This is a genomic window from Candidatus Thiodiazotropha sp. LNASS1 (assembly GCF_964212655.1).
GTDB lineage: Bacteria > Pseudomonadota > Gammaproteobacteria > Chromatiales > Chromatiaceae > Thiodiazotropha.
The window spans coordinates 1,466,483-1,479,832 of record NZ_OZ156465.1; the positions used below are offsets into that span (position 1 = coordinate 1,466,483).

11 protein-coding genes and 2 tRNA genes are annotated in these 13,350 nt (G+C 51.2%); 4 read left to right on the forward strand and 9 right to left on the reverse strand.

Annotated features, from left to right (window positions below; translation table 11 throughout):
- Window positions 1–197: 197 nt before the first annotated feature.
- Window positions 198–503, reverse strand: a complete 306-nt coding sequence (locus tag AB8516_RS06340) for a hypothetical protein (RefSeq protein WP_369163347.1) — start codon at window positions 501–503, stop codon at window positions 198–200.
- Between AB8516_RS06340 and AB8516_RS06345 the strand changes: the two genes are divergently transcribed.
- Window positions 421–2,559: an ATP-binding protein gene (locus AB8516_RS06345; protein WP_369163237.1), complete on the forward strand. Its 2,139-nt coding sequence runs from the start codon at window positions 421–423 to the stop codon at window positions 2,557–2,559. The two genes, AB8516_RS06340 and AB8516_RS06345, sit on opposite strands and share 83 nt — an antisense overlap.
- Window positions 2,546–3,349, forward strand: coding sequence for a glutamate racemase (gene murI, locus AB8516_RS06350; RefSeq protein WP_369159128.1), 804 nt, complete (start codon window positions 2,546–2,548; stop codon window positions 3,347–3,349). The genes AB8516_RS06345 and murI overlap by 14 nt, the downstream gene beginning before the upstream one ends.
- A 370-nt stretch (window positions 3,350–3,719) precedes the next feature.
- On the opposite strand, the gene AB8516_RS06355 is transcribed toward murI, so the two are convergent.
- Entirely contained in the window at window positions 3,720–4,214 is a 495-nt protein-coding gene (locus tag AB8516_RS06355) for an SCP2 domain-containing protein (protein WP_369159130.1), read from the reverse strand.
- 141 nt (window positions 4,215–4,355) lie between these two features.
- On the opposite strand from AB8516_RS06355, the gene AB8516_RS06360 reads away from it, so the two are divergent.
- Window positions 4,356–5,237 (forward strand): TauD/TfdA family dioxygenase, encoded by an 882-nt coding sequence (locus AB8516_RS06360; protein WP_369159132.1) that lies wholly within the window; start codon window positions 4,356–4,358, stop codon window positions 5,235–5,237.
- A gap of 6 nt (window positions 5,238–5,243) precedes the next feature.
- Here AB8516_RS06360 and purF read toward each other — a convergent pair whose 3' ends face one another.
- From purF to gltX, 5 genes are all read right to left on the reverse strand, one after another.
- Window positions 5,244–6,758, reverse strand: a complete 1,515-nt coding sequence (purF, locus tag AB8516_RS06365) for an amidophosphoribosyltransferase (RefSeq protein ID WP_369159134.1) — start codon at window positions 6,756–6,758, stop codon at window positions 5,244–5,246.
- A 16-nt stretch (window positions 6,759–6,774) separates the two neighbouring features.
- A complete protein-coding gene (locus AB8516_RS06370) occupies window positions 6,775–7,263 on the reverse strand; it encodes a CvpA family protein (RefSeq protein ID WP_369159136.1) in 489 nt (162 codons plus the stop codon).
- 99 nt (window positions 7,264–7,362) lie between these two features.
- Window positions 7,363–7,438 (reverse strand) — tRNA-Ala (locus AB8516_RS06375).
- Between the two features lie 231 nt (window positions 7,439–7,669).
- Window positions 7,670–9,364 (reverse strand): glutamine--tRNA ligase/YqeY domain fusion protein, encoded by a 1,695-nt coding sequence (locus tag AB8516_RS06380; RefSeq protein WP_369159138.1) that lies wholly within the window; start codon window positions 9,362–9,364, stop codon window positions 7,670–7,672.
- Between the two features lie 50 nt (window positions 9,365–9,414).
- A complete protein-coding gene (gene gltX, locus AB8516_RS06385) occupies window positions 9,415–10,827 on the reverse strand; it encodes a glutamate--tRNA ligase (protein ID WP_369159140.1) in 1,413 nt (470 codons plus the stop codon).
- 246 nt (window positions 10,828–11,073) lie between these two features.
- Here gltX and AB8516_RS06390 point away from each other — a divergent pair.
- A tRNA-Val gene (locus tag AB8516_RS06390) sits at window positions 11,074–11,149 on the forward strand.
- 28 nt (window positions 11,150–11,177) lie between these two features.
- Here the strand turns inward: AB8516_RS06390 and AB8516_RS06395 are convergent.
- Entirely contained in the window at window positions 11,178–11,924 is a 747-nt protein-coding gene (locus AB8516_RS06395; protein ID WP_369159142.1) for an esterase/lipase family protein, read from the reverse strand.
- Window positions 11,925–11,944: 20 nt separating this feature from the next.
- Window positions 11,945–13,312, reverse strand: a complete 1,368-nt coding sequence (locus AB8516_RS06400) for a lysophospholipid acyltransferase family protein (RefSeq protein WP_369159144.1) — start codon at window positions 13,310–13,312, stop codon at window positions 11,945–11,947.
- Between the last annotated feature and the right edge of the window lie 38 nt (window positions 13,313–13,350).

The following is a 13,350-nucleotide window of genomic DNA, read 5'->3' on the forward strand; positions in this document are numbered from 1 at the left end:
TTCACCCGTGATAAGTCTATATTGGAAATGAGCCTAAGACCTGTCTTCCTGCAAACAGATGTCTACAGTATCGATGTCTATGATGCTTCCGACACACTCCTGTCCAGCATGACAAAGCAATATAATGAGGACCCGAGTAATCTTGCCGAATTCTCCGCACCTGCGATCTACGTAATTGAAGACATCGATATTGTTGATTACCCTGACCAGGGCTTGAACAGCAGAGAGAACATCAATCGCAGTATGGGCAAGGTGGTTCTCTCCCTCAGCAAAACACGACTTATCGACAACAGAATAATCATTATACGCAACTCGATCATAATGCTGGTGATTGGTTTGATAATCACAGCATTCTTTTCATTGGCATTGAGCAGGTCTGTTATCAAGCCTATAGGCAGGTTGACCCAGGCTGTCTCTCGCATGAGGGATGGTGAACTGACTGCCCGCGTTCCTGAGGTATCGAAGGGTGAGATACGAAGCCTGGAAGAGGGCTTTAACGCCATGACCAGCCAGATACAAAGGTCACATGAAACGATGCAACAACAGATTGACCAGGCAACCTCGGAACTCACTGAAACCATGGAAGCACTGGAGATTCAAAATGTAGAACTCGATCTGGCAAAGAAGCGGGCATTGTCGGCCAGCAAGGCCAAATCTGAATTCCTTGCCAATATGAGCCATGAGATTCGAACTCCAATGAATGGTGTTCTTGGATTTACCAATTTACTGCTTAAGACAGATCTTTCAAGGCAGCAGCGCGACCTTGTCAATACAATCTCCAAGTCAGCCAGCAATCTCCTGGATATTATTAATGAGATACTCGATTACTCTAAACTTGAATATGGAAAACTCGAACCTGAAACCACACCATTTCAAGTACATGAGTGCTTTGAGGAGCCTACTGTATTACTATCACCATCCGCCCATGACAAAGGGCTTGAGCTGATTTTGCTCGTCTACTCTGATGTCCCCAACACACTCATTGGCGATGAGACGCGGATCCGACAAATATTAGTGAATTTGATAAGCAACGCCATCAAGTTTACCCATCAGGGAGATGTCATTATACGGGTGATGATCGATGATGAGTCCGAAAACAAATGCATACTGAAGTTCTCCGTTACTGATACCGGTATCGGGATAGAGAAGAAAACCCAGGAGACTCTGTTCGAATCATTTCAGCAGGCTGATTCATCGACCAGCAGAGTTTACGGAGGAACCGGCCTTGGATTAAGTATATGCAAAAAACTCGCACAATCGATGAACGGTGATATCGAGCTTATCAGCAATCCTGGGAAGGGCTCCAACTTTGTCGTAACCATACCTCTTGAAAAACCCATACTGAGTCAAGTACAGCCACATACTCACTTCATCAGCGGTAAACAGGCGCTGATATGCGATAACCACAAATTGTCATTCTTAGCCATAAAACACATCCTGGAGTCTTTTGATATTACAACCACAGTGGGTGAGTTTCCCGTGGTGCCAGACGACCGATACGACGTGATAGTAATGGGTTTCGAGAACAGTGAAATCCAATCCGGATATGCCGAAAGTGAAATTCGCCGGTTGCGCGCCATCTGCAGCAACCCGTTTCTGGTACTTTTGAGTGCATCCGAAAGAGTCATTATCGAGAAATTTCAGTCGATCAGCGATGACTTCTATCTGTCCAAGCCTTTCAGTATTGGAAAACTGGCAGACACCCTGGACAGGATCATTTCCGGTTCTCTACGCAGTACAAAATCTGTCGCAGAACAGAATATCCACCTATCCAATCCGAGTCTGGAGAATTACAATATACTTGTCGTCGATGATAATGATATCAATCTCAAACTTATCAGCACCCTCATGCGCAACAATGGCGCCAATGTCACGGAAGCCAGCGATGGTTTAAGCGCGATTTCAGAGACTCTGCTCAGGAACTTCGACCTGATTTTGATGGATATTCATATGCCGAAAATGAAGGGCACGAAAGCCGCAGAAGTTATTCGACATAATGAAGCAGACACTAGACATACACCGATCATTGCATTGACAGCTGATGTCGTTCCTGCCACCAGAAATCAAATAAAGGAATCCGGGATGGATGGCTATCTGCTAAAACCAATCGATGAACGACAGATGTGGTCTGTAATTAAGAATATTTTCAATCAAAACAAACAACATGAATATTATGAATCACAGACTGACAATGAGAATATTGCGTTTGACGAAAACGAGCTTGTTGTCATAGACAAGAGGAAAATTCTCGATATCACAGGCGGCGACCAGGCTCTGGCAAAGGAAATGTTCAGTCAGCTCTGCAGTGAATTGCCGCAACAACTTGAAGACATAGAAAAATATATCCACAAGCAGGACTGGACAAATTTGAAGGAGATTACCCATAAGATGCGCGGCTCAACATCGTCATGCGGTGTACCTGCGCTCGACTTTTCAGTACAAAAACTTGAACATGCAACCGCATCAAAGCAGGCAGCGCAGTTAATGGAAGAGTACAGATCAGTGGAATATGAGGTAAATCGACTGCTGCAAGCTCGGGAAACCAATGATGTCGTCTAGCCTGCCTATCGGTATTTTTGACTCCGGCATTGGTGGGCTCTCGGTGTTGCAGCACATACGCGACCTGTTGCCGAGTGAAGATCTCATCTATGTGTCAGACAGGGATAATCTCCCCTATGGCAGCAAGGAAAGTCGATTCATACTCGAACGCAGCAAGTACATCGTAGAGTTTCTGATTGAGCAAAAAGTTAAGGCGATCGTCATTGCCTGCAATACCGCTACTGCCGTTGCCGTTTCGCATTTACGAAACAGCTATCCACTCCCAATCATAGGCATGGAACCAGGAGTCAAGCCAGCGACAGCAAACAGCCAGAACGGTGTGATCGGTGTACTCGCTACAGAGGGAACACTGGTGAGTGGCAAATTTCAGAGCCTTGTCCAGCGGCATGCGAATGGTACCGATATATTCTATTGTCCCTGCCATGGATGGGTAGAGGCAATAGAAAATAACGGTGCAACTCACGGCAAAACCGTCGATCTTGTAGAACAGTCACTGATACCTGTCCTCGAAAAAGGTGTCGATACCCTGGTGTTAGGCTGCACACACTACCCCTTCGTGAAAGACACCATTGAAAAGGTGGCGGGTTCCTCGGTCACTATTATCGATACCGGCCGTGCGGTTGCTCGGCAGTTGCAACGCAGGTTGTCTGATGAAGAGATCCTCTCATCCAATCCGGATACGGGCCAACAGCGTTATTGGTGCAGCGGCTCACCTGAGAAGACCCAGAAGCTGATTGCAACACTCCAAGGCCAGCCCTGTATCGTCAATCGCTTGCCCCTGCCGGACTGAGTATACAGCTGGCAGCTACACTGTCGAATCGTTCGAAGTAAAAAATCACCTGATACCCACAGTATACAGCCACTGAATCGGTGACTTGATGGTATTGAGATGTATAAGAAAGCCGCGAATACCCGCGAATGCTTTTTTATCTCCGCAAATGAACGCGATAAACGCAATTACAATTATATTTACTGTACAACATAGTGTAACACAAACCCTAACCTACCGCTCCAAACAGGACAGTTAAAACGCTAAAAATAGCTTTCATTTGCGGTTTATTATCATTTGCGTCCATTTGCGGCTTGCCTTCATAACACCCACCGTGAGGGAGATGTAGGGCGAGAGCGGATAGTTGAGAATGCTGGATAACCGGGAAAAATTATGAGCGGGCAGACATATAGGGCAGATTCTCGTAAACCCGGATAAATCGTTCTATATAGGGACGGATATCGGCTGGCAACGGTAACTGCTCGAGTTCAATGGCTGACAGCATGTTCTTCAAATGAACACCCAGTCCTGTGTCGCCATCCATGACGAGATGCCTTTGGAAAAACAGGGTATCCGGATCCTCTTTGCCACTGATCAACAACAGATAATCGTATACGGACCCGGTTATGCTCAGATCCGCACTCCTACCGCCGGCTTCCGAAATCACGCCATTGGTCAACGTCAGATTGTAAGCAAGACCAAGATCACTCACCTTGATCTGCACAACCCGCCCCAGCAGAAAATCCAACTCCCCTTCCAGAAGCTCGTTACGAAACAGTCTGTTCAAAACTGAGCTCAGAATAACACCATGGGCCTTTTTGGGTATCAGCCGCAGCGGCAAGGATAGCGGCTTGGGCATTTTAGGGCGTTGCTTGACTGCATGCATGATTGTGCGCCTCAAAGATTAACTTTCCTGAACCCCTGTCTTCGGATGCTTAGCCGTTAAAAAACGCTAGTTTTTCCAGCCGGCTTAGGACCAATAATAATATCATACCAACACTCAACAAAATCTGCGAAAATTGCTGGTATGTCCAAACACAATCCATCACCATTCCTGCCCGACAACCACAATGCCTATGCGATCTGGCGGGATGCAAAGCTCGACAGTTACCCTGAAACAGTGGGAGAACTGATCGTCGAAATCCACGATCCGCGCCGGCTCTCAACAACCGAGCACGATAAAATCCTCTCCCTTTGCCGAAAGACCAATATGGCTATCTGGGCAGGCCTCTCGGGGCATGATTCGGATAAACACATTATCAGCGAACTTGGCCTGGCATTCGGTCTCAGCCATCTGGACCACAATATGTGCGCAGATGATGACGCCATCTCCTCGCTGACCGTACAATCGGATGCCTTACGAAACGGCTATATCCCCTATTCCGACCGTCCCATCGCCTGGCACACTGATGGCTATTACAACCTTCCTGAGCAACAGATCCATGCACTGCTGCTGCATTGCGTCAATCCCGCTGAACAAGGCGGTGAGAATGACCTGCTCGATCATGAGATCCTGTTTATTCAGATAATGGAGCGGAATCCCGACTATATCCGTGCCTTGATGAACCCTCAGGCCATGACCATCCCGGCCAATATCGTCGACGGCGAAGAACTCAGGCCTGCGCGTACGGGCCCGGTTTTTGCCGTTTACCCGGATGGCCATTTACATATGCGTTATACCGACAGAAGCCGCAGTATCGAGTGGCTGGACGATCCCTTGCTCAAAGAGGCGGTGGAATACATGAAATCACTGCTGCATAGCCCCTCGCCCTGGCAATTTCATGCGAAACTGCAGGCCGGGCAGGGTTTGATCTCTAATAACGTATTACATACCCGGAGCGGTTTCACTGATGGGGAACAGGCCCGCCTGCTCTACCGGGCGCGCTACTTCGACCGCATCCGGCAGTAATCCGCCTTACACATCGTTGTGAAGATCAAGGATACTCTTCTCAGCCGTCTCGTCCTTGCTCTTGGCGCCATCGTTGCGCAATAGCTCCAGCTGTTCCAGATAGGTTTCGCTGACATCACCGGTGACATAATCGCCATTGAAAACACTGGTGTCGAAGCGTTCGATATCGGTCTTGCCCTTTTTCTGTACCGCATCGATCAGGTCCTCGATATCCTGATAGATCATGCGGTCCGCACCGATAATACTCCTCACCTCTTCCACACTGCGATTGTGCGCCACCAACTCACTGGCGGCGGGCATGTCGATACCATAGACATTGGGATAGATCACCGGTGGTGCGGCTGAAGCAAAATAGACCTTTTTGGCGCCCGATTCCCGCGCCATCTGCACGATCTGCTGAGAGGTGGTCCCTCTGACCACGGAATCGTCGACCAGCAGGACATTCTTGTTCTTGAACTCGAGATCGATGGCATTGAGCTTTTGCCTGACAGATTTCTTGCGCACTGTCTGACCGGGCATGATGAAGGTACGCCCAATGTATCGGTTTTTGATAAAACCCTCTGTGTAACGAAGTTTCAGCTCGTTGGCCAGGGTCAGCGCCGCTGTCCGACTGGTATCCGGTATCGGAATCACCACATCGATATCATGATCCGGCCACTCCCTCATGATCTTTCTCGCCAGCTTCTTACCCATACGCGAGCGGGCTTTGTGAACGAACACATTGTCGATGATGGAGTCGGGGCGGGCGAAGTAGACAAACTCAAAGATACAGGGGGATTTTACCGTGTGGGCGGCACACATCTGGGAATGCAACTGCCCCTCTTTACTGATGAAAATAGCCTCGCCAGGTTCCAGGTCGCGAACCCGCTCAAATCCCAGGGTGTCGAAAGCGACACTCTCCGAGGCGATCATGTATTCCGTCCCCAGGTCGGTCTCCCGCTTGCCATAGACGATGGGGCGTATGGCGTGAGGATCACGAAATCCAAGCAACCCAACCCCCGGAATCATGGCTACTGCCGCATAGGCGCCCCGACAGCGGCGATGCACCCCTGCTACAGCCTTGAAGATGTCCTCCGGAGCGATCCGCAGCTTATTCTGCATCTGCAACTCATGGGCAAATACATTGAGTAATATCTCTGAATCGGATGAGGTATTGATATGACGCAGGTCTTCGACGAAGAGATCCCTGGTCAACTCAGTCGTGTTGGTCAGATTACCGTTGTGCGCCAGGGTAATGCCGTAGGGTGAATTGACATAGAACGGTTGAGCCTCCGCGGATGAAGAGCAGCCGGCTGTGGGATATCTGGCATGGCCGATGCCCATATTACCCTTCAAGCGCAGCATATGGCGCGTATGAAAAACATCTCTGGCAAGGCCGTTGGCCTTGCGCAAATAGAGTTTGCCCTTTTCACAGGTAACGATGCCGGCCGCATCCTGCCCACGATGCTGAAGCACCAAGAGCGCATCATAGAGTGACTGGTTAACGGGTGTCTTACCCACAATTCCCACAATACCGCACATGCTTCAGTTCTCCGGATCAGTAGTGGAAGTTTGCAGCAATATCACTAGGCAGATAGCTCTGCAGCCAAAGAGCTATATCCTTAAAATAGGGGATCAATTGTGATGACTGCCACCAGTTGTCATTCGGGAACGGGGTCAACCCTGCAAGCAGAATCAGCACGGCAACCACTACAGCGCCCCGTGCGACACCAAAGAATATCCCTATAAGACGGTCGGTACCTGTCAACCCCGTGGTACTCACCAAAACCTTCAAGAAATGGTTCGCCACCGCCCCGACTATCAGCACCAATATCAAAATTATACCGTAGGCCACGCCCAGTCTGATGGACTGCACGTCGATCCAGGGTTCCAGCTCCAGCGCCAGCGGACGGAAGAACAGCCAGGCAAGCGTAAATGCGGCGATCCAGGTGGCTAGAGAGATGGCTTCCTGTACAAAACCGCGGATCAGACTGATGATTGCCGAAAGCGCGATGATCGCGATGATCAGAATATCGATCCAGAGCATATAGCCAGCCTGTCGAGTGATCGCGTTGAGGAGGGTTCCATGGATATAAAGGGTGTGGATACCCAGGTCTGTTGAATCGGAGCCTGCTGTGCAAGAAATTGGTGGAGCCAGGCGGGATCGAACCGCCGACCTCAACACTGCCAGTGTTGCGCTCTCCCAGCTGAGCTATGGCCCCGGAAAGCCGCGAATATTAGGGGATTATGACACTTTTGTCCACTGCTTTTTTGTTGTCCCAGTGATCCTTAGACCGTATCAGGTAAAGAGATTATATAGCCGCGAATGGACGCTAATCACCGCGAATTGACGCAACTAACTTACAAAGTGTGTGTACCCTGTAAATTAGCTTGATTTTTGCGTTTATTTGCGGTGATTGGCGTCCATTTGCGGCATGAATCCTGACACCCCCTCACTCACCCGGCTTGTCGATCTTCGCCCAGGAGTCGCGCAGGGTGATGATGCGGTTGAAGACCGGCTCTTCTCTGGCGGCCTCTCGGCTGTCGAGTATGAAATAGCCTTCACGCTCAAATTGATACTGTTCGCCCGCGATCGCTGACCCCAATGCCGGTTCGAAATAACAGTCAGTCAGGGTGCGCAGGGAGTCGGGATTGAGATTATCCGTGAAACGGCCGCCTTCATCGACCCGTCCCGCGTCTGCCTTGCCGAACAGACGATCATAGAGTCTGACTTCACCCTTTATGCCATGCCTGGCGGATACCCAGTGGATAACACCCCTGACCTTCCGGCCTTCAGGATTTTTTCCCAAGGTTTCAGGATCGTAGCTACAGCGTAACTCAATGATTTCGCCCTGGTTATTCTTCACAACCTCTTCACATTTGATGACATAGGCATTGCGTAGACGCACCTCGCCCCCAGTCACCAGGCGCTTATATTTTTTATTCGCCTGCTCTCGAAAATCAGCCCGGTCGATGTAGACCTCTCGACAGAATTCGATTTCACGTACCCCCATGGTCTCATCCTTGGGGTGATTGGATGCCGTCAATGTCTCGCTCTTCTCATCTGGGAAGTTTTCGATCACTACCTTGAGCGGATGCAGCACCGCCATGCGTCGAGGCGCATGGGCATCGAGATCCTCGCGAATACAGTTTTCCAGCATGCCCATCTCAACCAGGCCGTCCGATTTGGTGATACCGATCCGCTGACAGAATTCCCGTATCGATACCGCGCTGTAGCCGCGACGCCGCATCCCGGCAATCGTCGGCATGCGCGGATCATCCCATCCCTCGACAAATCCCTCCTCCACCAATTGCGTGAGCATGCGTTTACTCAAAACTGTGTATTCCAGATTGAGGCGGGAGAATTCGATCTGTTGTGGATGGCTGGGAATGGAGATGTTGTCGAGCACCCAGTCATAGAGTGGCCGGTGATCCTCGAATTCCAGGGTACAGAGTGAGTGGGTGATTCCCTCCAGGGCATCCGAGACCGGATGAGTATAGTCGTACATCGGATAGATGCACCAGGCCTCACCGGTCTGATGATGGATCACACCATGGCGGATTCGATACAGGGTTGGATCACGCATGTTCATATTCGGTGAAGCCATATCGATCTTGGCCCGCAGTACACGTTCCCCATCGGCGAAGTCACCCGCCTTCATGCGGGCGAACAGATCCAGGTTCTCCTCCACGGAACGGGTGCGATAGGGGCTCTCCCGGCCAGGTTCAGTCAGGGTGCCGCGATAGGCTCGCATCTGCTCGCTGTCGAGATCGCAGACGAAGGCCTTGCCGGCCTGGATGAGCTCAACGGCAAAGTCGTAGAGCTGTTGAAAGTAGTCCGAGGCGTAGAAGAGACGATCATCCCAGTCATAACCGAGCCAACGGACGTCCGCCTGAATACTGTCGACGAACTCGATATTCTCCTTATGGGGATTAGTGTCGTCGAAACGCAGATTGCACAATCCCTGATAATCCCGGGCGATACCGAAATTAAGTACGATCGACTTGGCATGGCCGATATGCAGATAGCCGTTGGGCTCGGGGGGAAACCGGGTATGCACCCGCCCACCGTGTTTACCCGACTGCAGATCCTGATCGATGATCTGGCGGATGAAGTTGGTCGTTGTGCTGGGTTCCGATTTACTCATGTTGTTCGCTTCTTGACTTAGTTGTGACCCTGGGGTCTGTTAACACCGACTCAACCGGCATTGGCTTCACGTTGAACGATATATTCAAGGGCCTTGTCGATGCGCTTTAAACTGGCCTCTTTCCCCACCAGATAGAGGGTCACATCGATCCCCGGAGAGGCAGCGCGCCCCACCAGGGCCACACGCAAGGGCTGGGCCACCTTGCCCATCTTCACATCCAGTTCGGCAGAGACTTGATCCACCACGCTATGCAGTGTCTCCGCTGTCCAGTCACCCAGGCTGGCCAATACATCGCGCATGCGTTGCAGGGGTTCCCTGGCAGCGAGACGCAGGTGCTTTTTGGCTGCCTTCTCCTCATAGCTCTCGAAATCCCGGTAACAGAAGGCACTCATCTCAGCCATCTCAACCAGGGTATTCGCGCGCTCCTGATGGGCTTCGGCCACGGCCACCAGATCGGGCCCTTGCGAGGGATCGATCTCGAGATCCCCCATATGCGGACTCAACAGGTGGGCGATACGCTTCGGGTTCTCCTGCTTGATATAGTGCTGATTCAACCATAACAGCTTGTCTGTGTTGAAGCTGGAGGCCGCCTTGTTCACCGCATCAATATCAAACAGTTCGATCATCTCATCGACACTGAAGATCTCCTGATCCCCATGGGACCAGCCCAGGCGCACCAGGTAGTTGAGCAGCGCCTCTGGCAGAAAACCCGCTTCACGGTACTGCATCACGCTCACTGCGCCGTGCCGCTTCGACAATCTCGAACCATCATCGCCGAGGATCATCGGCACATGGCCATACTGGGGCGGATCCGCATCCAGAGCCCGCAATATGTTGATCTGCCTCGGTGTATTGTTGAGATGATCGTCACCACGTATGACATGGGTGATGCTCATATCGAGATCATCGACCACCACGGTCAGATTGTAGGTGGGTGATCCATCGGTGCGTCGGATGATCAGGTCATCCAGCTCCTCATTGTTAAAAGTAACCCTTCCCCTGATCAGGTCGTCCACCACGACGATACCCGATTCCGGATTTCGAAAGCGGATCACATGGGGCTCGTCCGGGCTCACATCACGGTGCCTGCAGTGGCCGTCGTAACGGGGTTTAAGCTTGTTCTGCATCGCCTCGTCCCGCAGCCGGTCGAGACGCTCATGACTGCAGTCACAACGATAGGCCAATCCACGCGCCAGCAGATCTTGAATCACCTCATCATAACGGTCGAAACGCTTGGTCTGGTAGAAGGGTCCTTCATCGTACTCCAGGCCGAGCCAGGTCATACCCTCGAGAATGGCATTTACCGACTCCATGGTCGAACGCTCCAGATCGGTATCTTCGATTCGCAACACGAACTTTCCACCGTGCTTGCGGGCATAGAGCCAGGAAAAAAGGGCGGTTCGGGCACCACCCACGTGGAGATAGCCGGTCGGGCTGGGAGCGAATCGGGTACGAACAGTCATGGTCAGGCAGGCAATCCGGTTACTGGCAAAACCGCGATTCTATCAGACCCGGAGTGATTCGGAAGCCGCAAATGGACGCAAATCACCGTGAGTTCACACAAATCCATGCCGGCATGGCAGAACCTGTTTGCGTTCATTTGCTGTGATTTGCGTTATTGGCGGCTATTCCTTAACTACCGGGCTTTGCGAGGACACTCGATTGACCCACTTCGAATAGCTCTTTAGAATGCCCCTCTCACTGTTTTCGGGCGCATAGCTCAGCTGGGAGAGCGCTGCAGTCACATTGCAGAGGTCACAGGTTCGATCCCTGTTGCGCCCACCATCTTCTCACGTCTCAATCCCCACCAGGGTCACTCCGTTGCAGCACCGTCTGTGGTTTGGACCTGATTCGACCTGTCGAACAGACCATGTTGCAGGAAATGCGACACCTGACGGATTACCTCATCATCATCCATGATGAAGGTATGTCCCACATTCACCAACAGAAAATCCCTCATTTCCGGCAGCTTGGTACGTTCCACCGCGACCTTGCCATCATCATCTCCGGGGATCTCGGGAAGAAACCAGGGTTCCCCCGCTTTGATGCCGGCAATGATACCTATCTCTCCGGCGATAGGTTTCAGGCTGTTTGGCAGGCTCTTCTCGTCCGTGCCCAACGCCTGACCCGCCGGTCCCATGATGTTCCGGTAGAAAAAACCATCCTTCATCTGATCGGCGACTTCACTGCCCCGATTGGGTGGCGCCAGCATCACAATCCGGCCGAGATTCTCTATATGATGATCCTGCAGATAGTATCTGACGAGGATCCCCCCCAGGGAGTGAGTGACAAAGTGGACCCTTTCCACTTGTTTTCCTTCACAATAGGCCAATCCTGCATCAATCGCCGGCGCGGACAACTCCTCAACGCTTTGAGTCAAACTGGGATAACTCTCATTCCATACATGGTAGTGTCGACTCAGCAACGACTCTTCAATGGCGCTGAGCGAAGATGAAGTACGTCCCATACCATGCAATAAAACAACGCACTCAGTCTGAACCGCCAGGGATTGCGATGATACGATCAACAACAACACTGTAAGTGGAAACGCATGCTTCATGAGGTCTCAGATCTGTTTTTTCAGTGATGAGAGAGGCGGTTGGCGATACGAACCATTCGGGCTAATTCCTGCTCCAACTCCTGACGCTTGTACTGCAGGTATGCCTTGAGATCCCGTCGGCGCAGGAAGAGCAGGAACACTCTGACATTTTCCCTTATTCGGCGCATCTCTCCTCTCACCATCAGGGCCACTACGCTGCTGACAACGAGGCTTAGAATATATGCGATCATCCATATCAAACCGAAATTATGGTAAACCAGATAACTCTGTATCAACCAGAAAAGCGTGAAAAAAACCAATCCTAACACCATTTTGGTCGTATCAGCCTGATTGGGTCCCTTGGCAAAACGGAGCGATAGGTGTTCGGTCAGTTTATAAGGGAGGTAGCTGTTGATGACGCCCCACATGACCACCGGCAAGACAATCAACAACATCCAGATCACGCGCAGCAGATAAAGCACAATCAACGTTGGTCTGTATTCGATATTCAGTTGGTAATCCTTCACTCCACAGTAACGGCAGACTTTTTCAAACTGCTTCAATTGGCTTATCAATGCCCTCACCCGATCGGGCTCGTATTTTCTCAACAAGCGTTGCGCATCTATCAGGCGTTGCTGGGCACGCAGACGTTGCTGCAGGTTGCGTTGCCGATATTTACCGTGACGAAAGGCGAAAAATCGCTCCAGTCTGGTGATCAGGTTGACCTCGTCCCAACTCTCGGCATTCAATGTTATGGCTTCCAATCCATTGCGAATGCGATCGGTCAATTCGATAACGCGTTGTTCATCCGTCTTCTGCTCCGAGAGTGTCAAGTCAATCGGTTTACCGAACTGGACCAGAACTGAACTGCGAAACTGGCCTTTTTCGGGAAATGTCAGACCGACGGGAATAACCGCCGGCTCACTGCCTGTAACCTGGATCGTTTCCAACGCCATACGCGCGGCCCCGGTCTTCAATGCCATCAACCGGGGCACGTCATGACTCTGGCCCTCCGGAAATATGATAAGGGTCTCCCCATTCGCCAATAGTTCATAACAGCGTCTGAATGTAGCGCTATTGTCACTGACGTCGACCCCCGGATCACCACGCCGGTAGATAGGGACGGCACCGATCAAGCCCAGGATAGGTTTGAGTATTGGATTATCAAACAGACCGCTTCGCGCCAGTGGCCGAATGGCTCTGGTTGTCGCTGCCTGCAGTACCACGGCATCCGCCAGGGCATTAACATGATTGGCACATAAGATAGCACCCTGTCCCGTTGGTAGATTTTCGCTGCCGACAACTTCAAATCGACGATAAAACACCCGAACCACAAGACGACAGAATGCCTGCCAGGTTTTTTCAAACCATGTCAGTTGAGCTGTGACAGGGGGTGATGTTGGCGCCATATCCATATACTAGGCCATGTTAAAACTAATCTTAAGTG